The sequence below is a fragment of the Streptomyces sp. NBC_00249 genome, assembly GCF_026342355.1.
Classification (GTDB): domain Bacteria; phylum Actinomycetota; class Actinomycetes; order Streptomycetales; family Streptomycetaceae; genus Streptomyces.
On sequence record NZ_JAPEMV010000002.1, the window covers coordinates 222,601 to 247,627 of the forward strand.

The window sequence follows — 25,027 nt, forward strand, 5'->3', positions numbered from 1 at the left end:
TCAAGCCGTTAGTTTGAGGGCCGGACCGGGAGGGGGACGCAGGGGTGGAGCGCAGGTCGATCGGGTCGGGACCGCTGACGGTGGGGGCCATAGGGCTCGGGTGCATGCCGATGAGCTGGGCCTACGCGCCTTCGCGGCGCCGGGGCGAGGAGTCGCTGCGCACCGTGCACACGGCGCTGGACCTGGGGGCGAACCTGCTGGACACCGCCGATGTGTACGGGCCGTTCACCAACGAGCTGGTGGTGGGGCGGGTGCTGCGGGAGCGGCGGGCCGACGCCTTCGTGTCGGCCAAGGTGGGGCTGCGGGCGGGTGAGCAGCACGTGGTGGCCGACGGCCGGCCGGGGTACGTGCGGCGGGCGTGCGACGCCTCGCTGCGGCGGCTGCGGACCGATGTCATCGACCTGTACCAGTTGCACCGGGTGGACCCGGACGTGCCGGTGGAGGAGACCTGGGGCGCCATGGCGGAGCTGGTGGGTGCCGGGAAGGTGCGTGCGCTCGGTTTCTGCGCGCTGGGCGCGGGGGCCGGGCCCGGGGCGGGGCGGCGCGGGGACCGGGGGTACCGCTCGACGCTGCGGCAGCTGGAGCGGGTCCAGCAGGTGTTCCCGGTGACGGCGGTGCAGGCGGAACTGTCGGTGTGGTCGCCGGAGGCGGCGTGGCAGCTGCTGCCGTGGTGTGCGGCGCGGGGCGTGGGGATGCTGGCGGCGATGCCGCTGGGCAGCGGGTTCCTGACCGGGACCCTGACGCCGGGGCAGGGTTTCGAGGAGGCCGACGTACGGGCGCGCCATCCCCGGTTCACGGCGCACGCGATGGCGTCGAACCAGGTGCTGGTGGCGGGGCTGCGGCGGGTGGCGCGGCGGCACGGGCCTGAGGTCACGGCGGCGCAGGTGGCGCTGGCCTGGGTGCTGGCGCAGGGGCCTCACGTGATACCGGTGCCGGGGGCGCAGCGGGCGCACTGGGCGGCGGAGAACGCGCGGGCCGCGGAGGTGCGGCTGACGGCCGGGGAGCTGGCCGAGATAGCGGAACTGCCGGGGGCGGTGGGAGCCTGGGACTGAGCCCCGACAATCACTCGATCGAGTGTACGAGTGGTGGAACTTGGGGGTGGGCCCCGGATGTTGAGTCATGTGGAAGGCGGGAATCGCGGGATCGGGACCGGATCCGAGGGGATCGGTCGGGCCCGGTCGGGATCGGACGGGGGCGGGACGATGCGGTACGAGCGGACGCGGGCGGTGCGTGCGGTGCGGGCTACGCGGGCGGTGCGGCGGATCGGGGAGGTCCAGGGGGCCGAGCGGCCCCGGGCGGCGGGGGCGCGGTGGTACGGCGCCGGGAGCGCGGGGAGCCGGGGCGTGCTGGCGGTGCTCGCGCTGGCCGGGTGCGGGGCCCTGCTGACGGCGGGCTGTTCCGCTCCGGGCGGCGCCGGGGCAGGGGCGGGCGGCTCTCCCCCAGTCTCTCCGCCGGCTTCTCCCCCGGTGTCGTCACCGGGGTCCGCGCCGGCGGAGGCCTCGGGGCCGCCCGCGAAGGGGTCGGTGACCGTCTCGGGCGAGGTCGCGAAGGGGCTGGAGTCCCCCTGGGGCGTGGCCCCGCTGCCCGGCGGGGACCTGCTGGTCGCCTCGCGCGACAAGGGGACCATCAGCAGGGTCGCGGCGGGCACCGGTGCCGTGACGCAGATCGGCAGGGTGCCTGGGGTGGCGCCGGGCGGGGAGGGCGGCCTGCTGGGCCTGGCGCTCTCCCCGGGCTTCGCCTCGGACCACCTGGTGTACGCGTACTTCACGACGGAGTCCGACAACCGCATCGCGCGGCTGCGCTACGACGAGCAGCGCGCGCCGGGGCAGCAACTGGGCGCTCCCGACACGGTGTTCCGCGGGATCCCCAAGGGGCTGATCCACAACGGCGGCCGGATCGCCTTCGGCCCCGACAAGATGCTCTGGGCCGGGACGGGCGAGACCGGGAACACGGCTCTGGCACAGGACCGGAAGTCGCTGGGCGGCAAGATCCTGCGGATGACCCCGGACGGGCAGCCGGTGCACGGCAATCCGGAGGCCGACTCCGTCGTGTACTCGTACGGGCACCGCAATGTGCAGGGCCTCGCCTGGGACAAGGACAAGCGGCTCTGGGCGGCCGAGTTCGGGCAGAACACCTGGGACGAGCTCAATCTCGTCGAGCCGGGCGGGAACTACGGCTGGCCGGAGGTGGAGGGCAAGGCCGGCAGAGCCGGGTTCCGTGATCCGGTGGCCGTCTGGAAACCGGACGAAGCCTCGCCGAGCGGGATCGCCTGGGCGCAGGGGTCGGTCTGGATGGCCGGGCTCAAGGGGGAGCGGCTGTGGCGGGTCCCGCTGCGGGGGGCCGCCCTGGCCGCGGAGCCCGAGGCCTTCCTGCAGGGGAAGTACGGGCGGCTGCGCACGGTGGTGCCGCTCGACGGTGACCGGTTGCTGCTGGTCACGAGCGAGACGGACGGGCGCGGGTCGCCGGAAGCGGGCGACGACAGGATCCTGACTCTGACGGTGCGGTGACCTGACTGGCCCCGTGGGGGGACGAGAGGCACGGTGGACGCGGTGTTCAACATGATCGAGGAACTGTTCAACCCGGGACGCAAGCACACGGACGAGGAGCGCAAGCGGCTGGAGCTGTCCCGGACCGACGTGAGTGACGGCGATCCGGGACGGGGCCCCATAGACCTGGACTCCGGCAAGGTGCTCATACGCCCTGCCGAGGCGCACGCCGACGAGGCGCGCCCCGAGGAGACGGCCTAGGTCCGGGCCGCCGTCCGGGCCGCGGTCGGGGTGGCTTGGGGGGCGGGCGGGGTGAAGAGGCGCAGGCGGTGGGCGAGGGCCGCGGCCTCGCCCCGGCCGGCGACGCCCAGCTTGGCCAGGATGTTGGACACGTGCACGCTGGCCGTTTTCGGGGAGATGAAGAGTTCCTGCGCGATCAGGCGGTTGGTGGCTCCGGTCGCGACCAGGCACAGCACCTCCCGCTCGCGGCTGGTCAGGCCCAGGGCCTCGGCCGGGTCGAGGTCGGGGGCGGGCGCCGGGCGGGTGTCGTCGGGGGTCAGCGGGAGCCGGGCCCGCTGGGCGAGCAGGGCCAGGTCCTCGCGGAGTCGGCGGGAGCCGAGCCGGTCGGCGGTGGCGTGGGCGTCGCGCAGCAGTCCGGCGGCCGTCTGGCGGTCCCCGCCGCCGACCAGCAGGGCTTCGGCGAGCCGGTGGCGGGTGCGGGCCAGCAGGTACGGGCGCTCCAGCGGGCGGACGGCGGCCTCGACGTCATTCCAGTCGGCGGCGGTGTCGCGGCCCTCGGCGCGGAGCAGTTCGGCCCTGAGGTACTCGGCGTGGGCGGTCCACACGGGCGCCGGGGTGGGCAGGGTGCGGGCGGCGGTGCGCAGGACCTCCAGGGCGGCGTCCCGGCCGGCGTCGGCCGCGGGCAGGCCCCTGGCGTCGGCTTCGGCGGAGGCCGAGGCCAGCAGGAGGGGCCAGGCGTAGCGGTGCTGGCCGAGCGGAAATCCGTAGGCGACGGCCTGGGCGGTCTCGGCGCGGACGTCGGCTATCCGGCCCTCGCCTTCGGCGACGCCGATGGCCAGCCGGTACAGCGGGAGCCGGTGCTGGGGCTGGTTGTCGTGGGTGCCGAAGTGGGCGTGGGCGGCGGCGAGCTGCTGGGCGGCCTCGGTGAGTTCGCCGCGGGCCAGGGCGAGGTAGGCGAGGCGTGAGGCGGCGGCGCCGCGCGGGGCGGCGCCCTGGCCGACGCGCAGGATGCGCCGGGAGGCTTCGGCGGCTTCGTCCCAGCGGCCGAGGCTGTACAGGCTCTCCGCCAGGTTGCCGCGGACCCAGGCCTCGGTGTCCAGGAGCCGGGACCTGCTGACGAGTTCGGCCCCTTGTTCGGCCAGTTCCACCGCTTCGCGGGACCGGCCGAGTCCTTCGAGTTGAGAGCTGAGGTTGATGTGTACGCGTCCTGCTACCACCGTGAGTCCGAGTGCGACGGCCCGTTCGAGCACCGCGTGGAGTTCGGTGAAGCCCGCTTCGGGGTCGCCGGCGTCGCCGAGCATGCTGCCGACCGTGATCCGGGCGTTGAGCTCGGTCTCCTCGGCGCCGACCATCCGCGCGTACTCGACGGCGCGTTCGGCGGCGGCCATGTTGTCGGGGCCGGGGTTGTGGAGCATGCCCCAGCCGGCGGCGCGGACGAGGACGTCGGCGTGCACCTGGGACGGGGGCAGCCCCTTGACCAGGTCCTGGGCCGTGGCGATCTCCGCCCAGCCGTCGCCGCGCCCGAGGCTGGCGATCAGCCGGGAGCGCTCGGTCCAGAACCAGGCGGCGCGCAGCGGGTCGGGGCCGTCGGCGCCGTCCTCGTCGAGCATCCGCAGGGCGAGTTTGGTGAGTTTGAGGGCGCGTTCGCGTTCCCCGCCGAACCGGGCGGCGACGGTGGCCTCGGCGAGCAGGTCGAGGCGCTGGAGCGGGGTGGTCTCCGGGTCGCAGCCGCAGGGCGGGTACACGTCGGTGTAGTCCGCCGGGCGCAGGGCCTCGCGTACGTCCTCGGGGGTGCTCTCCCACAGGTCCAGGGCCCGCTCCAGCAGGCTCAGCTGCTCGGAGTAGGCGTGCCGGCGGCGGGCGGTCACGGAGGCGGCGAGGACGGCGGGCAGGGCCTTGGCGGGGTTGTTCGCGGCGTACCAGTAGTTGGCCAGCCGGATGACCCGCTCCTCGGCGCGGACGAGGGTCTCGTCGGCTTCCACGGCCTCGGCGTAGCGCCGGTTGACGCGGGCGCGCTCGCCGGGCAGCAGGTCGTCGCTGACGGCCTCGCGGACCAGCGAGTGGCGGAAGCGGTAGCCGTCGCCGTCGGCGGTGGCGAGGAGGATGTTGGCGCCGACGGCGGCCCGCAGGGCCTCGATCAGTTCGTCCTCGCCGAGCTGGGCGACGGCGCGCAGCAGCGGGTACTCGATGGTGGAGCCGCCTTCGGCGACGATGCGCACCACGCGCTGGGCGGCGTCGGGGAGCACCTCGACGCGGACGAGCAGCAGGTCGCGCAGGGATTCGGTGAGCCCGGTGCGGCAGCCGCTCTCGTGCGAGGCGACGAGTTCCTCGACGAAGAAGGCGTTGCCGTCGGAGCGGTCGAAGACGGAGTCGACGAAGGCCTCCTCGGGCTGCGAGGCGAGGATCCCGGCGAGCTGGCGGCGTACTTCGGCCCGGTTGAAGCGGGCCAGTTCGATGCGCCGGACGGTGCGGAGCCGGTCGAGTTCGGCGAGGAGCGGGCGCAGCGGGTGGCGGCGGTGGATGTCGTCGGCGCGGTAGGTGGCGACGACGACGAGGCGGCCGCTGCCGAGGGTGCGGACGAGGTAGGCGAGCAGGTGCCGGGTGGAGGTGTCCGCCCAGTGCAGGTCTTCCAGGACGAGCACGACGGTGCGGTCGGCGGCGAGCCGTTCCAGCATCCGTGCCGTCAGTTCGAAGAGCCGGGCGGTGCTCTCCTCGTCGTGCGGGCCGCGGGGGGTCTCGCCGAGTTCGGGGAGGATCCGGGCGAGTTCGTCCTCCTGGCCGGCGGCGGCCGTGGCGAGCTCGTCGGGGAGCTGGCGCAGGAGGCTGCGCAGGGCCGTCGAGAAAGGGGCGAAGGGAAGTCCCTCCGCCCCGATCTCCACACAGCCTCCGACGGCCACGACCGCGCCGCGGCGGTCGGCCTCGCACAGGAACTCCTCGGTCAGCCGGGTCTTGCCGACCCCGGCCTCCCCGCCCATGAGCAGGGCCTGCGGCTCCTGGTCCTCGGCGCGCGTCAGGGCGTCCACGAGTACGGCCAGTTCGTCGGCGCGGCCGACGAACACCGGGCTGACAGATCTGGTCTCCACGCCGCCGAGCATCGCACAGAGGTGCGGGCCGGCGGCACTCGTTATCGGTGCGCTTCTCATCACGTGTCAGTTCACACGGTTCGCGGCGCGGGTCACGCGGCGCGGGTGAAGCGGCTCCGGGTTCCCCTCACCGACCTCTCGGATTCCTGGCCGCGAGAGGAGGAGCGGTGCGCCTTGCGGGCCTCCTGGGCCATCCGGTACTGGTCGGCCTCGCGGATGAGGTCGGCGCGGCGGGCGGTGGCCATCTCGTACTCGAACATCTCGTTCTCCCTGGTTGCGTTTCTCGGGCACCTCGTTCGGTGTGATCCAAGATTCGCTTCCCAGAGGGGTCCGCCGCATCGGGCGCATGCCGCATGTCCGGGGGGCGGGGGTCCTTAGGCCGGGGCCGTAGGTACTCAAGGAGCGCTCGGGCGGCCTAAGGCGTGGCGGTGCAGTGCTTATTCGGCGGCCGTGGGCATGGGGACGAGGAGGTCGAAGTACATGAGGCCGAAGACCAGGACACCGAGGAGGCCCAGGGCGACGGCGGCCCAGGAGACGGACCGGACCCAGACCGGGAGGACCCGGCCGGGGGCGCCGAAGGCGGGGCGGGCCAGGACGAAGACGGCGATCAGGAGGGCGAGGGTGGACAGGACACCGTTGACGAGGGCGGTCATGTGCCAGGCGTCGCCGTACAGGGCGGCGATCTTCTCCTTGGCGGTGGTGGCGCTGACCGATTCGATCTGGCCGATGAGCGTCTGGCGCTCGGCGATCACCCGGGACACCCAGCTGCCGCTGAGGGCGACGAGTCCGAGACCGGCGGCGACGATGGCGGAGGCGGCGGAGCCGACGCCCGAGCCCTGCTCGGGGGTGTCGCCGGCCTCGTCGTCGAAGGCGTCGAGCTCGTCGGCGTCGTCGGCGACGTCGGCGACGTCGGCGACGTCGGCGGCGGCCGGGGCGGCGGGGGTTTCGGCGGCGGGCTCGGCCTGGGCGGGCTCGGCCTGGGCGGCCTCGGCCGGGGTGTTCTCTGCCGCCTTGTCCTCGGCGGCGTCCGCCTCGGTGGCGGTCGGGGCGAGGCTCTTCTTGGTGTCCATGCCGGGCACCGTAGGCGGCGTTTCTGAGAGGTTCCTGAGAAGGGCCACGACGTTCGCGGGGCGCAGGGCCGCAGGCCAGGGGCGGTGCCTGCGGCCCGGGAGGCTACGCGGGGCGGGCGGCGGCCCATTCGGGGGCGAGGACCGACCAGATCTCGGTGTCCTGGCGGACACCGCGGTGGAGGTGGTTCTGCCGCAGGACGCCTTCGCGGGTGAGGCCGAGCCGCTCGGCGACGGCGATGCTCTTCTTGTTGCCGGAGGCGACGTGCCATTCCACGCGGTGCATGCCGCGCTCCTGGAAGGCCCAGTCGATCAGGACCTTGCAGGCCTTGGTGACCAGGCCCCGGCCGGCTCCGGCGGGCTCCAGCCAGCAGCCGACCTCGCAGTTCCCGGCGGCGGCGTCGAAGCTGGGGAAGAGGACCCCGCCGACGAGGGTGCCGTCGACGCGGATCCCGTACAGGCGGGCGCCGTCGGCGGCGGCCTTCTCGGCGTTCGAGCCGAGCAGGCGCCGGGCCGACTCGAGGTCGGTGGCCCGGTCGGGGAATCCGACGTACTGGCCGATGAACTCGCGGCCGCGGTCCATGTGGGCGAGGAACTCCTCGGCGTGCCAGATCTCCAACGGGAACAGCTGGGCGTCGTCGGCGAGGTCTATCGCGAACATTCGTGCTTCCTTACGGCTCGTAACCGGTCAGCGGGACAGCGGGGCCGGCTCCGCATGGTCCGCGTCCGGCCGCTGCGCCGGAAGTGTCGCACGGGTGCGGCACTCGGGGGGCTCGATGCTGATGCGGGGCAGCCGGCGGTCCAGCCAGCCGGGTATCCACCAGTTCGCCCCGCCGAGCATGTGCATCAGCGCGGGCACGAGCAGGGTGCGCAGTACGAAGGCGTCGAGGGCGACGGCGACGGCGAGCGCGATGCCGAACATGGCGATGAGCCGGTCCCCGCTGAGTACGAAGGCCAGGAAGACGGAGATCATGATGACGGCCGCCGAGTTGATCACCCGGCTGGTCTCGGCGAGGCCGACGCGGACGGCCCTGCGGTTGTCTCCGGTCTCCAGCCACTCCTCGTACATCCGGCTGACGAGGAACACCTGGTAGTCCATGGAGAGCCCGAACAGCACCGACACCATGATCACCGGGAGGAAGGGCTCGATGGGCCCGGCGCTGCCCAGTCCCAGCAGTTCGCTCCCCCAGCCCCACTGGAAGATCGCGACGACGACTCCGAAGGAGGAGGCGACGGCGGCGACGTTCATGGCGGCCGCCTTGAGCGGGATGCCTATGGAGCGGAAGGCCAGCAGCAGCAGGACGCAGCCGAGGGCGACGACCACGCCGACGAACAGCGGCAGCTTCCCGATGATCACCTCGGCGAAGTCGTCGTAGCCGGCCGTGACCCCGCCGACGTGGGCCCGCATCGAGCTGCCGTCCTCGGCGCGCGGGATGACCTCCTGGCGCAGCGTGTCGACCAGCTCGCTCGTGGCCCGGGACTGCGGCGCGGAGTCGGGTACGACGGTCAGGACGGCGGTGTCCCCGCTGCGGCTGAGGAGGGCCGGTCCGGCGGACGCCACGCCCTCGGTGGAGCGCAGCGCCCCGGCCAGCCGGTCCACGGCGAGGCGGTCACCGGCGCCGTCGAGGCGGGCCACGACGGTGAGGGGGCCGTTCATCCCCGGTCCGAAGCCGTCGGCGAGCAGGTCGTAGGCCTTGCGGGTGGTGGAGGACGCGGGGTTGTTGCCCTGGTCGGAGGTGCCGAGGTGGAGGGAGAGGGTGGGCAGGGCCAGGACCACCATGACCACGGTGGCGAGCATGCCGAGGAGTTTGGGGTGCCGTTCGACGAAGGCCGACCAGCGGGCGGCGAATCCGGTCGGCGCGTCGGGCTGGGGGCCTTCGGCGGCGAGCCTGCGGCGTTCGCGGCGGGAGAGGGCGCGCGTCCCGATGTAGGAGAGGAGGGCCGGGAGCAGGGTGACGGAGGCCGCCACGGTCAGCACGACGGTGAGGGAGGCCGCGATCGCCACGCCGTCGAGGAACTTCAGTCGCAGGACGAGCATGCCGAGCAGGGCGATGCAGACGGTGGCCCCGGCGAAGACGACGGCCCGCCCGGTGGTGGCGACGGCGCTCTGCGCGGCCTCTTCGACCGTCAGGCCGCGGGAGAGGCCCTTGCGGTGGCGGGTGACGATGAAGAGGGCGTAGTCGATGCCGACCCCGAGGCCGACGAGGGTGCCGAGCATCGGGGCGAAGTCGGCGACCGGCATCGCGTGCCCGAGGAGGGTGATGCCGAAGTAGGCGCTGCCGACGCTGACGAGGGCGGTGGCGATGGGCAGCAGGCTCGCGGCGAGCGAGCCGAAGGCGAGGAAGAGGACGAGGGCCGCGATGGCCACGCCGATGACCTCGGCGAGGTGGGCGCTGGGTGCCTCGGTGAGGCCGACGGCACGGCCGCCGAGTTCGACCTGGAGGCCGTCGGCCTGGGTGGCGGGGTTCCTGGCCGCCTCGACGACCGCCCGGGCCTGGGCCTTGGGGACGGCGTCGGCCTGCCGGTCGAAGGTGACCACGGCGTAGGCGGTGCGGCCGTCGGGGCTGATGCGGGCGGCGTTCTCGGGTCCGGGGCCGTAGGGGCCGGAGACCGAGCCGATGCCGGGGAGGGCGGCTATCTCGTCCAGGGCCCGGGTCATGCGCCGTTCGACGTCCGGGGTGCGGGCGCTCTGATGGTCCGGGGTCCGCCACACGACGGTGTCGGTGTCGCCGCCCTGGCCGTGGAAGCCGTCGCGCAGGAGGTCGTGGGCCTTGCTGGACTCGGTCCCGGGGACCTCGTAGTCGTTGGAGAACGCGGTGCCCGCGGCGGTGGCGGCCGAGGCCGTCGCACCGAGGGCGAGCAGCCAGATCAGGAGGGTGACCAGTCGGTGCCGCATGCACCACCGTGCGATTGCTGCCAACGGACGTGCTCCCTGGTGGTTCGGATCTTCACCGGGGGCGGGGACGGCCCGACGCAAAGAACGCATGAACTCGTGAACTCGTGAACTCTTGTTTTTGTGAAGCGGCCTGGGGTGGTCTACACCTCAATGCCACGATCTCAGCGTTTGGTGATCGTTGGCCTGATTCGTGTGCATCGTCACAGGCCTGCGGCGGGGTGCGGGTCCTCGGGCCCGGCCGTGGGGGCGAAGGGCCCGTCGGCGCGGTAGCCGGGGACCGAGGGCCAGCGGACGGTGAGGACGACCGCGTCCTCCTCCGCGTACCAGGAGTGGTCGACCCCGCGGCCCCAGACGACGTAGTCGCCCTGCTCGGCGAGGACCACGGTGCGGCCGGGGAACTCCAGCCGGAAGCGGCCGCTGATCAGTACCTGGAGCGCGGTGCGCTGCTCGCCGGTCACCCACTTCTCGCGTTCCTCCCCCTTGGGGTGGACGCCCCACTTGATCTCCACGTCCTCGCTGTGACGGGGATCGCCGGGGGTCTTGAAGTGGCCGAGGAGCCAGCCCCGGTCGGCGGCGGCGTCGGGGGTGGCCTTGCCGGTGTAGATGGCGGAGTCGACGTTCACGGGGTGAGGCTAATGCAGTTGTGGGGGTGGGCGTGCGCCTGATGATCTGAACCGATGACCATGGAACGAGATGAACTGCTGAAGGTGCGCGACCACTACGACGCGCAGATGCGCCGGGACGCGGTGCCCGACGCCGCGCACGCGCGGGTGGAGCGGGTGGGCCCCGTCGTACGCCAGACCGTGCCCGGGCTCGGCTGGAACGGCGTGCTCTGGTCGGACCTCGACGAGGAGACGGCGGACGCGCAGATCGCGGCGCAGGTGGCGTACTTCTCCGCGCGCGGGGACCAGGAGGGCGGGGCGGAGTTCGAATGGAAGCTGTACGCCCACGACCGCCCGGCGGACCTCGGGGACCGGCTGCGCGCGGCGGGCTTCGTGCCGGAGCCGGCCGAGACGCTGCTGGTGGCGCGGACGGCCGAGCTGGCCCTGCTGCCCGTGGAGCCGCCCGAGGGGATCACCCTGCGGGTGGTGCGGGACGAGGCCGGGGTGGATCTGATGATGGACGTCCACCACCGGGCCTTCGGCACCGAGCGGCCCCGGATCCGGGAGCAGATGCTCAGCCTGCTGCGGGACGAGCCGCAGACCCTGGAGGCCGTGGTGGCGATGGCCGGGGACGTCCCGGTGAGCGCGGCCCGGATGGAGATGCGGCCGGGCAGTTCCTTCGCGGGCCTGTGGGGCGGCGGCACGGACCCGCAGTGGCGCGGCCGGGGCATCTACCGCCTTCTGGTGGCGCACCGCGCCCGGGTGGCGCAGGAGCGCGGCATCCCGTACCTGCAGGTGGACGCGTCGGACGACAGCCGCCCGATCCTGGAGCGCCTCGGCTTCGGCGTGCTGGGCGTGACGACCCCGTACGTCTGGCAGCCTGACCCCCCGCGCCCTGCGGCCCCGGCCGGATCCCGGCGGGCCGGTGCGGCCGGGTTCCGTGGGGGCGGGGCGCCGGGGGAGGATCGGGGGATGGAACGCATCGGACCGCCCCTGACCGGGGACGAGCGCGAGACGCTGCGCGCGTACCTCGACTTCCACCGGGCCACCCTCGCCTGGAAGTGCGAGGGCCTCACCGACGAGGAGTTGCGCCGGCAGGCCTCGCCGCCGTCCACCCTTTCCCTGCTGGGCCTGGTCCGGCACATGGCCGAGGTGGAGCGGCACTGGTTCCGGCGCACGGTCGGGGGTGCGGACGTACCGCACCTGTGGTCGCGGGAGCACGACTTCCAGGCCGCCTACGACGCCTCCGCCGCGACCCGCGCCGAGGCCTTCGAGGCCTGGGAGGCGGAGGTGGAGCACTCCCGCGCGGTCGAGGCGGCCGCCGAGTCGCTGGAGGTGACGGCCCACGTCACGAAGTGGGAGCGGGACGCCTCACTGCGGGTGGTGATGCTCCACATGATCCACGAGTACGCCCGCCACAACGGCCACGCCGACTTCCTGCGCGAGGCCGTCGACGGCTCGACGGGCGCCTGAGGTTCTCGACCGGCCACAGCACTGGGCGTCAGGCCGCCCGCCAGTAGCCGAGGCTGTTCACCCGCTCCTTGGGCAGGGCCAGGTCCTTGCGGAGGTACGCCGTCAGGCTGCGTGTGGTCGCCGTGTCGCAGGCCAGCCACACGTACGCCGAGTCCGGGTCCGGGCCGACCAGCCCGGGGAGTTCGGCCCGGACCCGTTCGGCGAGCGCCGACCCGCCCCGGGGGACCCGGCGGATCTCGTGCCGGGCGGCGTCCGCCCGCAGGGGCAGCCGCGCGTCGGAGTCGTGCTGGGTCTCGAACCAGATGGTGGCGGGGGTCGACGGGTACGCGTCGAGCAGGGAGTTGATCGCGGGCAGGGAAGCCGGGTCGCCGATGACCAGCAGCCGCTGCGGCTGCGGGACCGGGGCCTTGAAGCCGGTGCCCTGGACGGTGGCGTCGAGGGTGTCCCCGGGCCGGGCCGTCCGCGCCCAGCGGCTGGCGAGCCCGTCGTGCAGGGCGAACTCGAAGGCGAAGGTCCCGGTCTGCGGGTCGGGGTCCACGAGGGTGTAGGCCCGCTGGTGCGGGCGGGCGCCGCCCTCGAACCAGACCCGGACCCACATGGTGGGGTGCAGGGATTCCCCGGCGGCGGCCAGCAGTCCGCCGTCGGTGAAGCGGATCCGCCGGAAGTGCTCGGTGACCTCCTCGACCGCGGTCACCGTGAACGTGAAGTCCTTGCCCCTCATGAGCTTGAGGACCACGCCCTCCCAGCCCTTGCCGACCGCCATGTCCACCCCTTCCCCGGGCACCCCAGGGGCACCCCTATAGTTAGGTCAGCCTAACCTAAGCGCTTGGGGAAGAGTGTGAGCAGTGTGACTACCGAGGCCTACGAGGTCTACCGCGACAGCTGGGGCATCCCGCACCTGCGGGCGTCCGACCCGCTCCGGCTCGCCTACGCCCAGGGCCGGGTCACCGCCCAGGACCGGGCCTGGCAGCTGGAGGTCGAGCGGCACCGCGCCCAGGGCTCCAGCGCCTCCTTCCTCGGGGCCGACTGCGTCGACTGGGACCGCTTCGCCCGCCGCGCCCGCCTCGACGACACCGCCCGGCGCTGCCACGAGGCCCTGGCCGCCGACGACCCGGAGACCGCCGCCTGGCTGCGCGCCTACGTCGACGGGGTCAACGACGGCCTCGCCGAGGGCGCCGCCCGCGACGACCGCTTCGCGCGCACCGGCCACAGCCCCGCCCCCTGGGAGCCGTGGGTCCCGCTCTCGGTCTGGATCGGCACCCACATCCTCTTCGCGGGCTTCGCCACCAAGCTCTGGCGCGAACGCGCCGGCCGCGCCCTCGGCGACGCGGCCGCCACCCTCTTCGCCACCGACGCCCCCGGCACGGCCGGCAGCAACGGCTGGCTGGTCCCGGGAGACCGGACCGCCACCGGAGCCGCGATCATCGCGGGCGACCCGCACCGCTTCATCGAGGACCCGGGCGTCTACCAGCAGATACGCCTGTCCTGCCCCGAGTACGACGTCCTCGGCCTGGCCGTCCCCGGCGTCCCCGGCCTCGCCCACTTCGGCCACACCGGCAGCGCCGCCTGGGCCATCACCAACGCCATGGCCGACTACCAGGACCTCTACGTCGAGCGCCTGCGGCCCGCCGCCGACGGCGAGGGCCTCGAAGCACTGGGCCCGGACGGCGCCTGGGAGCCCGTCGCCCGCCACACCGAGACCATCACCGTCGCCGGCGCCCCCGACGTCGAGGTCGAGGTGCTGGAGACCGCCCGGGGCCCGATCGTCGTCGACGCCGCCGACACCGGAGGCAGCGGGTCGCAGGACCAGACCCTCTCCCTGCGCTACCCGCCCCGCGTCCGCCGCGACCTCGGCTTCGCCGTCCTCCCCGCCCTGCTCCGCGCCCGCACCGTCGCCGACATCGACCGCGCCCTCGACTGCTGGGCCGAGCCCGTCAACGTCGTCCACGCCGCCGACTCCGAAGGCGGGCTGCTGCACCGCGTCGCCGGCGCCGTCCCGCTGCGCGACGCCGCCAACCGGCTGCGCCCGGTGCCCGCCTGGGAGTCCCGTCACGCCTGGCAGGGCTGGGCGGACACCCCCGCCGAACCCGTCCAGGGCTTCGCCGTGATGGCGAACGCCCGCGGGATCGCCTCCCCGCTCGGCGTGGAGTTCGCGCCCCCGCACCGCGCCGACCGCATCCGCGAGCTGCTCAGCGGCTCGAAGGACTGGTCCCCGCAGGCGATGGCCGACGTGCACGGCGACACCTACCTGGCCTCCGCCGCACCGCTGCTGGCCCTGCTGCCGGCCCTGGAGGGCCTCTCCCCCGCCGGCCGGGCCCTGCGCGAGCGGCTGCTGGCCTGGGACCGGCACATGGCGGCCGACAGCACGGACGCCACCGTCTTCTCGGCGTTCCGGGCGGCGACGGTACGCCGCTTCGCCGCCGATCCCGTCTTCGCGGGCCTGGCGGGAGCGCCCGCCGGCCCCGCCGTCTTCCACCCGTGGCTCTACCTCCTGCCCCGCGTCGGCTACGCCCTCGAAGGGCTGCTGGCCACCGGGCTCCTCCCGGACCTGGACCGGGTCGCGCACGTGCGCGCCGCCCTGGAGGAGACGGCGGCGGCCGCCGCCCCCGACACCCCGTGGTCCGAAGTGCACCGCCTGGCCCCCTGGCAGGCCCTGCCCGGCCCGGACGCCGAGGACGACTGGCCCGGCCTCGGCGGCGACCACGACTGCGTCAACGCCACCTCCTCCGTACCCGGGTTCACCGACCGCTTCGCCCGCGCCTCGGCGGCCCGCTACGTCTGGGACCTGGCCGACCGCGAGGCCAGCCTCTGGGCGGTCCCGCTCGGCGCGGACGGCGTCCCCGGCTCACCCCACCACCGCGACCAGCTCCCGCACTGGGCGCGCTGCGCACTCGTACCGGTCGTCACGGACTGGTCCCGTCTCACCAAGGAATCCGCATGATCCCCAGCTCGTCCCGACAGCCCGTGCACAGCAGCCACGTCGAGGGCTTCGGCACCGTCACGATCACCCCCGTGGACCCCGCCGCCGACTCCGCCCTGATCCACAGCTGGGTCACCGAGGAGCGGGCCCGGTTCTGGGGCATGGCGGAGGCCGGCCGCGAGCTGGTCCAGGAGATCTACGAGGACGTCGACCGGCGCACGACCCACCACGCCTTCATGATCGGCCGCGACGGCGAGCAGGTCGCGCTGTTCCAGACGTACGACTGCGCCGAGGACCGGGTCAGCGAGGTCTACGAGGTGCGGCCCGGGGACGTCGGCGTCCACCTGCTGATCGGCCCGACCAAGGGCGCGGCCGAGCACGGCTTCACGGGGAACCTGATCGCGGTCTTCATGGAGCACCTGTTCTCCGACCCGGCCACCCTCCGCCTGGTCGCCGAGCCGGACGCGCGCAACGGCAAGGCCGTCGCCCTGCTGGAGCGCAGCGGCTTCACGCTCGGCCCGGAGGTCGAACTCCCCGAGATCGACCTCCCGGAGGTCTACCTCCCGGCCAAGCCCGCCCGGCTGACCTTCTTCAGCCGGCCGGCTTCTCACTGAGTCCGGCCTCGCCCAGGAACGCGAGGACCAGCTCGGCCCATTCGGCCGGGCGCTCGGCGAAGGGGAGGTGCCCGGTGGGCAGTTCCGCGAACCGTGCGCCCGGCAGGGTGTCCGCCAGCTCCCGCTGGAGGCCGATCGGCACGAGCAGGTCCTCGGTGGTCCCGATCACGAGGGCCGGTACGCCGATCCGCGCGGCCTCCGCGCGCAGGTCCGCGCCCTGGAGCAGGTCCACGTGGTCCCCGGACCCGGGCGGCACCGACCCGGCGGTGGCGCGCACCACGTCCTCGGCCTGAGCGGGCGTCAGCCCCTCCAGCGCCGCCGGGCTCAGCGCGAGCGGCACCAGCAGCCGGGCGAGCAGCTCGTCCTCCCCGCGACGGGCCAACTCCGACCACAGGTCGGCGACCAGCTTGAGCCGGTTCCCGGCGCGGACGAAGGTGGCGGTGAGCACGAGCGCGGTGACCCGCTCGGGGTGGCGGGTGGCGAGCCGCAGCGCCACGTTGCCGCCGACCGAGTAACCGAGCACGGCGAACCGTTCCAGCCCCTCGGCGTCGGCGGCGGCCACCAGCTGGTCGGCCAGCTCGTCCAGTTCGAGGGGCTCTTCGGCCTTCGGCGTACCCCCGGTACCGGGGTAGTCGACGCCGACGACGCTGTGCCGGGCGGCCAGCGCGTCGAGCACCGGCCCGAAGTTGGCCTCCACCGACCCCCCTCCCCCGTGAGCCAGCAGCAGGCCGGGGCCGCCGCTCTCGGTACGGACGGTGCGGGCGTAAGCGGCAGTGGTCATGACGAACCTCGGAATTTCTGTATCGGCTGTTACGGATGTGACGGTACCCCAATTCCCTAACGCTCGCTACAGAAAAGAGGCAGGCCGGCGCCCCAACCCGGACGAGGAGGCGGGTACGACGAAGGGCCGCGCCCGGGAGATCCCGGGCACGGCCCCTCGTGCGGAGTGGTCCGTGGGCTCAGCCCTCGGAGACGCCCAGGCGCTCCAGGATGAGCTCCTTGACGCGGGCCGCGTCGGCCTGGCCGCGGGTGGTCTTCATGACCGCGCCGACCAGGGCGCCGACGGCGGCGATCTTGCCGCCGCGGATCTTGTCGGCGATGCCGGCGTTGCCCGCGATGGCCTCGTCCACGGCCGCGCCGAGCGCGCCCTCGTCCGAGACGACCTTCAGGCCGCGCTTGTCGACGACCTCGTCCGGGGTGCCCTCGCCGGCGAGGACGCCCTCGAGGACCTGGCGGGCCAGCTTGTCGTTGAGCTCACCGGCCGCGACCAGGGCCGCGACGCGCGCGACCTGGGCCGGGGTGATCGGCAGCTCGTCGACGACGACGCCCTGCTCGTTGGCGTTGCGGGCCAGCTCGCCCATCCACCACTTGCGGGCGGCCGTCGAGTCGGCGCCGGCCTCGATGGTGGCGACGATGGAGTCCACCGCGCCCGCGTTGAGGATCGACTGCATGTCGTGCTCGTTCACGCCCCAGTCCTCGCGGAGCCGGTTGCGGCGCACGCGCGGCATCTCGGGCAGGCCGCCGCGCAGCTCCTCGACCCAGTCGCGGGCCGGGGCGACGGGGACCAGGTCGGGCTCCGGGAAGTACCGGTAGTCCTCGGCGTTGTCCTTGATGCGGCCGGCGGTGGTGGAGCCGTCCTCCTCGTGGAAGTGCCGGGTCTCCTGCACGATCGTGCCGCCCGAGGTGAGCACCGCCGCGTGGCGCTGGATCTCGAAGCGGGCCGCGCGCTCGACGGAGCGCAGCGAGTTGACGTTCTTCGTCTCGCTGCGGGTGCCGAACTCGGACTCGGGGGTCGGGCGCAGCGACAGGTTCACGTCACAGCGCATCTGGCCCTTGTCCATGCGGGCCTCGGAGACGCCGAGCGCCTTGATGACCTCGCGCAGTTCGGCGACGTACGCCTTGGCGACCTCGGGGGCCCGCTCGCCGGCGCCCTCGATCGGCTTGGTGACGATCTCGATGAGCGGGATGCCGGCGCGGTTGTAGTCCAGCAGGGAGTGGGACGCGCCGTGGATACGGCCGGTGGCGCCGCCGACGTGCAGCGACTTGCCGGTGTCCTCCTCCATGTGGGCGCGCTCGATCTCCACGCGGAAGATCTCGCCGTCCTCCAGCTGTACGTCGAGGAAGCCGTTGAAGGCGATCGGCTCGTCGTACTGGGAGGTCTGGAAGTTCTTCGGCATGTCCGGATAGAAGTAGTTCTTCCGGGCGAAGCGGCACCACTCGGCGATCTCGCAGTTCAGCGCGAGGCCGATCTTGATGGCGGACTCGACGCCGATCGCGTTGACGACGGGCAGCGAGCCGGGCAGACCGAGGCAGGTGGGGCAGGTCTGCGAGTTGGGCTCCGCGCCCAGCTCGGTCGAGCAGCCGCAGAACATCTTGGTCTTGGTGCCGAGCTCGACATGGACCTCGAGGCCCATGACGGGGTCGAACGAGGCGAGAGCGTCCTCGTACGACATCAGTTCGGTGTAGGTGCTCACGGTGAAACTTTCCCTCTCAGCCCAGCAGGACGTCGTCGTCGCCCAGGCGCTTCAGCTCGCGGTACAGGATCGCGAGGCCGGTGACGATGGCGGCGGCGGACACGGCGGCGTCGACCAGCTTCAGCACGTCGTGCTCGCTGCGGGCCTTCTTGACCTGCTTGATCACGCTGATCGCGCCGAAGGCGGTGGTGCCGATCGACAGGTAGGTGCCGGTCTTGGACTTCTTGAAGCCCTTGGCCTTGGTCAGTGCACTGGTGCTCACAGGGACGGTGCCTCCTCAAGCAGCGGGTGACCCCAGCGCTCGACGAAGGCTGCCTCCACGGCGGCGCCGACCTTGTACAGCCGGTCGTCCTTCATCGCCGGGGCGATGATCTGGAGCCCGACCGGCAGGCCGTCCTCCGGTGCCAGGCCGCAGGGAAGCGACATGGCGGAGTTGCCGGCCAGGTTGGTCGGGATGGTGCACAGGTCCGCGAGGTACATGGCGAGGGGGTCGTCGGTGCGCTCACCGATCGCGAAGGCGGTGGTCGGGGTCGTCGGGGAGACGATCACGTCGACCTGCTCGAAGGACTTCTCGAAGTCCTTCGTGATGAGCGTGCGGACCTTCTGGGCGGAGCCGTAGTACGCGTCGTAGTAGCCGGAGCTGAGCGCGTACGTACCGAGGATGATGCGGCGCTTGACCTCGTCGCCGAAGCCGGCTTCGCGGGTCAGGGCGGTGACGTCCTCGGCGGACTTCGTGCCGTCGTCGCCGACGCGCAGGCCGTAGCGCATGGCGTCGAAGCGGGCCAGGTTGGAGGAGCACTCGGACGGCGCGATCAGGTAGTACGCGGCCATCGCGAGGTCGAAGGACGGGCAGTCCAGCTCGACGATCTCGGCGCCGAGCTCCTTGAGGAGCTCCACCGACTCGTTGAAGCGCTGGACGACACCGGCCTGGTAGCCCTCGCCGGCGAACTGCTTGACCACACCGACGCGCATGCCGGCGACCGAGCCGTTGCGGGCGGCCTCGACGACCGGCGGGACCGGAGCGTCGATGGAGGTGGAGTCGAGCGGGTCGTGACCGGCGATGACCTCGTGGAGGAGCGCCGCGTCCAGGACCGTACGGGCGCACGGGCCGCCCTGGTCCAGGGAGGACGAGAACGCCACCATGCCGTAGCGCGAGACGCCGCCGTAGGTGGGCTTGACGCCGACGGTGCCGGTGACGGCGGCGGGCTGGCGGATGGAGCCGCCGGTGTCCGTGCCGATGGCCAGGGGGGCCTGGAAGGCGGCCAGCGCAGCCGCCGAGCCGCCGCCGGAGCCGCCGGGGATCCGGGTGAGGTCCCAGGGGTTGCCGGTGGGCCCGTAGGCGCTGTTCTCCGTCGACGACCCCATGGCGAACTCGTCCATGTTGGTCTTGCCGAGGATGACGACGTCGGCTTCCTTCAGCTTGCGCGTCAGGGTGGCGTCGTAGGGCGGGATCCAGCCTTCGAGGATCTTCGAACCGACGGTGGTCGGGACCCCGACGGTGGTGAAGATGTCCTTGAGGGCGAGCGGGACGCCGGCCAGCGGGCCGAGCTTCTCGCCGGCCGCCTTCTTGGCGTCGACGGCGCGAGCCTGCGCGAGGGCGCCCTCGCGGTCGACGTGGAGGAAGGCGTTGACCTTCTCGTCGGTCGCCTCGATACGGGCCAGGTGGGCCTCGGTGACCTCGACGGCCGTGAGCTCGCCGGAGGCGATCTTCTCGGCGGTCTGGGCGGCGGTGAGCCTGATGATGTCGATCATGATGATTAGTCCTCCCCCAGGATCTGCGGCACCTTGAAACGCTGCTGCTCCTGGGCGGGAGCGCCGGAAAGCGCCTGCTCGGGGGTGAGCGACGGACGGACCTCGTCCGCGCGCATGACGTTCGTCAGCGGCAGCGGGTGGGAGGTCGGCGGGACGTCTTGGTCGGCGACCTCGGAAACGCGGGCGACCGCGCCGATGATGTCGTCGAGCTGTCCTGCGAAGTGATCCAGCTCAGTGCTGGACAGCTCAAGGCGCGCCAGCCGAGCGAGGTGGACGACCTCCTCGCGCGTGATGCCAGGCATGCAGCGATCCTCTGGGGTTGGTGAATCTGGACTTTGGCCCAATCCTAGAGGGCGCCACTGCCTGGCGGCGCAGCGCTTATATCCATCCCCGCGTGAGCGGGGAGCACAGGTGGCCGGCGAAGTGGCCCAGCTCTTCGCTGGGAACATCCCACTCACGTGGGGAACACCCCGCTGAGTGTACTGCCCACTACGGAAGGTACTGAACGGTCGGCGGGTGGCCGCGCTACGGGGCCGGGGTTTCCGACGTGGCGGCCGCGGCGAGCTCCGCCGTGATGTCGGCGGGCCGGCGCCAGCCCCGCTCTCCGCGGGCCAGGAGCCAGGCGGTGGCCTCCTGCGGCGGCATCGCGGCGGCGACCAGCCACCCCTGGACGGCGTCGCAGCCCAGGTCCCGCAGTCGTTCCCAGGTCTCGTCGTCCTCGACGCCCTCGGCCACGACGAGCAGGCCGAGGGAGTGCGCGAGGTCCACCGTGCAGCGGACGATCTCCGCGTCCTGCGCGTCGACGGCGAGCCGCGCCACGAAAGACCGGTCGATCTTCAGCTCGCTGACCGGCAGCCGCCGCAGGTGCACGAGGGAGGAGTAGCCGGTGCCGAAGTCGTCGAGGGACATCTTCACCCCGTGGCCGGTCAGCCCGGCCATGGTGTCGGCCGCCCGCTGGGGGTCCTCCAGCAGGACGTGCTCCGTTATCTCCAGCTGGAGGCCGCTCGCCGGCACCCCGTGGCGGGCCAGCCGTGCGGCGACCGCGCCCGCGAAGCCGGGGGTGTGGACGTCGCGCGGGGAGACGTTGACGGCGACGGGCACCTTGAGGCCCTGGGCGCGCCAGCGGGCGACCTGGGCGAGGGCGGTTTCGAGGACGTACTCGGTCAGGTGCGGCATCAGCCCCGACGTCTCGGCGATGGCGATGAACTCGTCCGGGGAGACCCGGCCCCGTTCGGGGTGCACCCACCGGACCAGCGCTTCCAGGCCGGCCACCTGCCCGTCGAAGCGGACCTTGGGCTGGTAGTGGAGTTCGACCTCGCCGGCGTCGAGGGCGCGCCGCAGGTCGCCGAGGAGGCCGAGCCGGTCGGGGGTGTTGCTGTCGCGCTTGGACTCGTACACCTCCACGCCGGTGCGGTCCCGCTTGGCCTGGTACATGGCGACGTCGGCCCGCCGCAGCAGGCCTTCCGCGTCCAGTGCGTGGTCGGGGAAGACGGCGAGTCCGGCACTGGCCTCCAGGACGAGGGTGAGTCCGTCGAGGTCGAGCGGGGAGCTGAGTTCGGCGACCAGGTTGCGGGCGACGCGCTGGGCGCTGGTGGTGGAGTCGGCGACGGGCAGCAGTACGGCGAACTCGTCGCCGCCGAGGCGGGCGGCTTCGGCGTCGGGCGGGAGGGCCTGGCGCAGGCGTTCCGCGATCTGGAGCAGCAGCCGGTCCCCCGCCAGGTGGCCGAGGGTGTCGTTGACGGCGCGGAAGCGGTCCAGGTCGATCAGCACGAGAGCGGACCGGGTGCCCAAACGTTCAGCCTCGTCCAGGGCGGACCAGGCGCGCTCCAGCAGCCACTGCCGGTTCGGCAGTCCGGTCAGGGGGTCGCGCAGTTGTTCCTCCGCCCGGGCCCGTGCGATCCACAAGGTGGAGTCGAGCGCGATGAGCGGTACGGCGAACAGCGGCAGCAGTACGGGCCGGCCGGCGGCGACCACGCAGATCAGCGGGGCGATCCCGAGCAGGGCGGCGGCCACGAGTGCCTGCCGGAGCAGGGCGGTGCGGGCCACGGTGGGCAGTCCGCCGCCGCGCGGGGTGAGCGCGAACCAGAGCAGGGCCCGGGTCACCGCCAGGTAGGCGACGGCGACCAGTACCACCTCGGGGACGGCCGCGAGGTCCCAGGTGCCGGGCAGCCAGGGGGCTTCGACGCTCGGCGCGTCACCGAAGGCGAGGAGGACGAGGGCCCCCGCGCCGATGCCGAGGATGTCGACGGAGCCGTGCAGCAGGCCCTGGCGCCAGCGGTGTCTGCGCGCGGCGCCGACCAGGGAGACCACGGCCAGCGAGACGAGCCCGGCCGGGATCCATCCGTAGAGCAGGAGCACGGCGAGGGTGAGGGCGGCGCCGGATCCGGTGCCGCCCCACCAGCGGTCGCGGCCCAGGGCGACGAGGTGGCCGACGATGACGCCGGTGAGCAGCGCGAGTGCCCAGCCGACCGTGCCGCCGGGGAACAGGGCCTGACGGTTGGTCAGCGCGGAGACGATGCCGCCGAGGAGCACCACCGCGGACAGGCCCATGACGGCGAGGGGCAGCACGGTGCGCCGCCCCTGTCCTGTCCCGCCCGCTCCGGTGTCGAGGGGGCGGGTCTCCGGTGTCCTGGCGCCCAGGACACCGATCCGGCCCGCCCGCATGGACGGGATGTCCCCGCCGAATTCAGGTGACGGGTCGGCGCTTTCGGTGGGTTTCATGCCCGTCCCTCTCACAGCCGGCGATGCCGATGTCACGCGATGGCCCCGGTGTCATGCCATCACGGCTGAAGGTCATCAGGCAGCCGTGCACGACAGGCGCACCCCACAACAGTAGGACGCGAGAGGCTCCCAGGGGCAGCGGTCGGCGGTGGTTGCCCGAATGAGCCCCAGCCATCCTCATCAGTACGGTATCCGCCGAACGGGTGAGTTTGGACCAGGACCCCCCAGTCACCCTTCCGATGATCCGACAGGTCACCGCCCCGCGAACAGCCTTGTACCAGCCGTTTACCACCGGACACCGCGCCGGGCGTGCGCCCGCCCGTACGGCCGCACGCCATGCATCCGTTCGCCTTCGCTACTCCCCCGGGACGCCTCCCGTGTGGGTGACTCCCGTGTCGATCACTCCTGGGCCCCGCCCTCGCCCGCGCCCTCGCCCGCGCCCTCGCTCGCGCCCTTGTCCTCGCCGTCGCCCTCACCCGCGCCCGCGCCCTCCAGCGGGAGCGCCGCCTCGCGGGCGGCGTCGGGACCCTGTTCCAGCAGCACCGCGAAGCCCGCGTCGTCGAGGACGGAGAGCTTCAGCTGCATCGCCTTGTCGTACTTGGAGCCCGGGTTGTCGCCGACGACGACGAAGGAGGTCTTCTTCGACACGGATCCGGTCACCTTGGCGCCGCGGCTCTGCAGGGCCTCCTTGGCGCCGTCCCGCGTGTGGCTCTGCAAAGTTCCGGTGACGACGACGGTCAGCCCCTCCAGCGGGCGCGGCCCCTCCTCCTCGGCGGAACCTTCCTCCTCCATCCGGACGCCCGCCTCCCGCCACTTGCGCAGGATCTCCTGGTGCCAGTCGACGGCGAACCACTCCTTGAGCGAGGCGGCGATGATCGCCCCGACCCCCTCGGTGGCGGTCAGCTCCTCCTCGGTGGCCTGCTCGATGCGGTCGATGGAACGGAACTCCCGGGCCAGGGCCTCCGCGGCGACCGGTCCGACGTGGCGGATGGAGAGGCCGTTGATGATGCGGGCCAGCGGCCGCTCCTTGGCGGCGGCGATGTTCTCCAGCATGGCCAGGGCGTTCTTCTTCGGTTCGCCCTTCTGGTTGGCGAAGACCGTGACGATCTTCTCCTCGCCCGTCTTCGGGTCCCGCTTGGGCAGCCCGCTGTCGGGGTCGAGGACGTAGGCCTTGATCGGGAGCAGCTGCTCGATGGTCAGGCCGAAGAGGTCGCCCTCGTCGAGGACCGGCGGGACGGCCGGCTCCAGGGGGCCGGTCAGCGCGGCCGCGGCGACCATGCCGAAGTTCTCGATGTCCAGGCTCTGGCGCCCGGCGAGGTAGAAGATCCGCTCGCGCAACTGGGCGGGGCAGGTCTGGGCGTTGGGGCACCGTACGTCGATGTCCCCCTCCTTCATGGGCCGCAGCGCCGTCCCGCACTCGGGGCACTCGGCCGGCATGACGAACTCCCGCTCGCTGCCGTCCCGCAGGTCGACCACCGGGCCGAGGATCTCGGGGATGACGTCGCCCGCCTTGCGCAGGACGACGGTGTCCCCGATGAGCACGCCCTTGGCCTTGACGACCTCCTGGTTGTGCAGGGTCGCGAACTCCACCTCGGAGCCCGCCACCGTCACCGGCTCCACCTGCGCGTACGGGGTCACGCGCCCGGTGCGGCCGACGCCGACCTTGATGTCGATGAGCTTGGTGTTGACCTCTTCGGGGGCGTACTTCCAGGCGATGGCCCAGCGCGGGGCGCGCGCCGTGGAGCCGAGCCGGCCCTGGAGGGCGATCTCGTCGAGCTTGACGACCACGCCGTCGATCTCGTGCTCCACCGAGTGCCGGTTCTCGCCGAAGTCCGCGATGAACTTCCGCACCTCGGCGAGGGTGGAGACCACCTTGTTGTGCTGCGCGGTGGGCAGGCCCCATTCGTGGAGCAGTTCGTACGCCTGCGACTGGCGCTCGATCTCGAAGCCCTCGCGGGCGCCGATGCCGTGCACGACCATGTGCAGGGGGCGGCTCGCGGTGACCTTGGGGTCCTTCTGGCGCAGGGAACCGGCGGCCGCGTTGCGCGGGTTGGCGAAGGGCTTGCCCTCCGCCTCCACCAGGCGGGCGTTGAGCTCCTCGAACTTCTCCATCGGGAAGTACACCTCGCCGCGGATCTCGACGAGGGCCGGGATCCGGTCGCCCTTGAGGCGGTCCGGGATCTCGGCGATCGTGCGGACGTTGGGCGTGATGTCCTCGCCGGTGCGGCCGTCGCCGCGGGTGGCGGCCCGGGTCAGGCGGCCGTTCTCGTAGGTGAGGTTGACCGCGAGGCCGTCCACCTTGAGCTCGCACAGGTAGTGGAAGTCCGGGGTGTTCACGTCCCGGGCGACGCGCTCGGCCCAGGCGGCCAGTTCCTCGTCGTCGAAGGCGTTGTCGAGGGAGAGCATCCGCTCGCGGTGCTCCACGGAGGCGAAGTCGGTCTCGTACGCCCCGGCCACCTTCTGGGTGGGCGAGTCGGGTGTGCGCAGCTCGGGGTACTGCTCCTCCAGGGCCTCCAGCGAGCGCAGCAGCTGGTCGAACTCGGCGTCGCTGACGACCGGCTGGTCGTTCACGTAGTACCGGAAGCGGTGCTCCTCGACCTGCTCGGCGAGCAGCGCGTGCTGCTCACGCACCGCCGTCGGTACTGCCGTGTCCTGCTGTTCGGCTGCCATGCCGTGTCCTCCCGTGCCCCGTCTCGACC

Annotated in this window: 19 protein-coding genes and 2 pseudogenes; 7 read left to right on the forward strand and 14 right to left on the reverse strand. The window is 73.0% G+C overall.

All coding sequences use genetic code 11. The annotated features are described in order from the left end of the window. Positions 1-44: 44 nt before the first annotated feature. The 3 genes from OOK31_RS09830 to OOK31_RS09840 all read left to right on the forward strand — a co-directional run bounded on the left by OOK31_RS09830 (position 45) and on the right by OOK31_RS09840 (position 2,747). A complete protein-coding gene (locus tag OOK31_RS09830) occupies positions 45-1,052 on the forward strand; it encodes an aldo/keto reductase (protein ID WP_267012048.1) in 1,008 nt (335 codons plus the stop codon). A 300-nt stretch (positions 1,053-1,352) separates the two neighbouring features. Continuing rightward, entirely contained in the window at positions 1,353-2,507 is a 1,155-nt protein-coding gene (locus OOK31_RS09835) for a sorbosone dehydrogenase family protein (RefSeq protein ID WP_267012826.1), read from the forward strand. 42 nt (positions 2,508-2,549) lie between these two features. Beyond that, on the forward strand, positions 2,550-2,747 hold the full coding sequence (locus tag OOK31_RS09840; RefSeq protein WP_267012827.1) for a DUF6191 domain-containing protein: 198 nt from the start codon (positions 2,550-2,552) through the stop codon (positions 2,745-2,747). On the opposite strand, the gene OOK31_RS39360 is transcribed toward OOK31_RS09840, so the two are convergent. From OOK31_RS39360 to OOK31_RS09875, 6 genes are all read right to left on the reverse strand, one after another. Further along, complete coding sequence (locus OOK31_RS39360) at positions 2,744-5,821, reverse strand: AAA family ATPase (protein WP_323188212.1); 3,078 nt, start codon at positions 5,819-5,821, stop codon at positions 2,744-2,746. The genes OOK31_RS09840 and OOK31_RS39360 overlap by 4 nt on opposite strands. Positions 5,822-5,901: 80 nt before the next feature. Beyond that, positions 5,902-6,069, reverse strand: coding sequence for a hypothetical protein (locus OOK31_RS09855; protein ID WP_267012049.1), 168 nt, complete (start codon positions 6,067-6,069; stop codon positions 5,902-5,904). 177 nt (positions 6,070-6,246) lie between these two features. Then, positions 6,247-6,879, reverse strand: a complete 633-nt coding sequence (locus OOK31_RS09860) for a hypothetical protein (RefSeq protein ID WP_267012050.1) — start codon at positions 6,877-6,879, stop codon at positions 6,247-6,249. A 103-nt stretch (positions 6,880-6,982) separates the two neighbouring features. Further along, entirely contained in the window at positions 6,983-7,537 is a 555-nt protein-coding gene (locus OOK31_RS09865; protein WP_267012051.1) for a GNAT family N-acetyltransferase, read from the reverse strand. 27 nt (positions 7,538-7,564) lie between these two features. Beyond that, the gene (locus OOK31_RS09870; RefSeq protein WP_267012052.1) at positions 7,565-9,796 is read right to left on the reverse strand and encodes an MMPL family transporter; all 2,232 of its coding nucleotides are present in this window, start codon (positions 9,794-9,796) and stop codon (positions 7,565-7,567) included. Between the two features lie 176 nt (positions 9,797-9,972). Then, complete coding sequence (locus tag OOK31_RS09875) at positions 9,973-10,395, reverse strand: signal peptidase I (RefSeq protein WP_267012053.1); 423 nt, start codon at positions 10,393-10,395, stop codon at positions 9,973-9,975. Positions 10,396-10,503: 108 nt separating this feature from the next. Here OOK31_RS09875 and OOK31_RS09880 point away from each other — a divergent pair. Then, a pseudogene (locus OOK31_RS09880) lies at positions 10,504-11,256 on the forward strand (GNAT family N-acetyltransferase); the annotation flags it as partial. A 144-nt stretch (positions 11,257-11,400) separates the two neighbouring features. After that, positions 11,401-11,847 (forward strand): annotated as a pseudogene (locus OOK31_RS09885) (DinB family protein); the annotation flags it as partial. Positions 11,848-11,875: 28 nt separating this feature from the next. Here OOK31_RS09885 and OOK31_RS09890 read toward each other — a convergent pair. Beyond that, positions 11,876-12,610 carry a siderophore-interacting protein gene (locus OOK31_RS09890; protein ID WP_267012054.1) on the reverse strand — a complete coding sequence of 245 codons (735 nt, stop codon included), beginning with the start codon at positions 12,608-12,610 and terminating at the stop codon, positions 11,876-11,878. A gap of 84 nt (positions 12,611-12,694) precedes the next feature. On the opposite strand from OOK31_RS09890, the gene OOK31_RS09895 reads away from it, so the two are divergent. Next, positions 12,695-14,788 carry a penicillin acylase family protein gene (locus OOK31_RS09895; protein ID WP_267012830.1) on the forward strand — a complete coding sequence of 698 codons (2,094 nt, stop codon included), beginning with the start codon at positions 12,695-12,697 and terminating at the stop codon, positions 14,786-14,788. Then, the gene (locus OOK31_RS09900; RefSeq protein WP_267012055.1) at positions 14,785-15,381 is read left to right on the forward strand and encodes a GNAT family N-acetyltransferase; all 597 of its coding nucleotides are present in this window, start codon (positions 14,785-14,787) and stop codon (positions 15,379-15,381) included. The genes OOK31_RS09895 and OOK31_RS09900 overlap by 4 nt, the downstream gene beginning before the upstream one ends. Here OOK31_RS09900 and OOK31_RS09905 read toward each other — a convergent pair. The 7 genes from OOK31_RS09905 to ligA all read right to left on the reverse strand — a co-directional run bounded on the left by OOK31_RS09905 (position 15,359) and on the right by ligA (position 24,998). Continuing rightward, positions 15,359-16,162, reverse strand: coding sequence for an alpha/beta fold hydrolase (locus OOK31_RS09905; protein WP_267012056.1), 804 nt, complete (start codon positions 16,160-16,162; stop codon positions 15,359-15,361). The genes OOK31_RS09900 and OOK31_RS09905 overlap by 23 nt on opposite strands. A 178-nt stretch (positions 16,163-16,340) precedes the next feature. Then, positions 16,341-17,834, reverse strand: a complete 1,494-nt coding sequence (gene gatB / locus OOK31_RS09910; protein WP_267012831.1) for an Asp-tRNA(Asn)/Glu-tRNA(Gln) amidotransferase subunit GatB — start codon at positions 17,832-17,834, stop codon at positions 16,341-16,343. Positions 17,835-17,871: 37 nt separating this feature from the next. Then, positions 17,872-18,117 carry a hypothetical protein gene (locus OOK31_RS09915; RefSeq protein ID WP_030010588.1) on the reverse strand — a complete coding sequence of 82 codons (246 nt, stop codon included), beginning with the start codon at positions 18,115-18,117 and terminating at the stop codon, positions 17,872-17,874. Next, positions 18,114-19,607: an Asp-tRNA(Asn)/Glu-tRNA(Gln) amidotransferase subunit GatA gene (gene gatA / locus OOK31_RS09920; RefSeq protein WP_267012057.1), complete on the reverse strand. Its 1,494-nt coding sequence runs from the start codon at positions 19,605-19,607 to the stop codon at positions 18,114-18,116. Before gatA ends, OOK31_RS09915 begins: the two co-directional genes overlap by 4 nt. Before the next feature lie 5 nt (positions 19,608-19,612). Next, positions 19,613-19,909 (reverse strand): Asp-tRNA(Asn)/Glu-tRNA(Gln) amidotransferase subunit GatC, encoded by a 297-nt coding sequence (gatC, locus tag OOK31_RS09925; protein WP_267012058.1) that lies wholly within the window; start codon positions 19,907-19,909, stop codon positions 19,613-19,615. Positions 19,910-20,132: 223 nt separating this feature from the next. Next, positions 20,133-22,328 (reverse strand): bifunctional diguanylate cyclase/phosphodiesterase, encoded by a 2,196-nt coding sequence (locus OOK31_RS09930; RefSeq protein ID WP_267012059.1) that lies wholly within the window; start codon positions 22,326-22,328, stop codon positions 20,133-20,135. A 399-nt stretch (positions 22,329-22,727) separates the two neighbouring features. Then, a complete protein-coding gene (gene ligA, locus OOK31_RS09935) occupies positions 22,728-24,998 on the reverse strand; it encodes an NAD-dependent DNA ligase LigA (RefSeq protein WP_267012060.1) in 2,271 nt (756 codons plus the stop codon). Between the last annotated feature and the right edge of the window lie 29 nt (positions 24,999-25,027).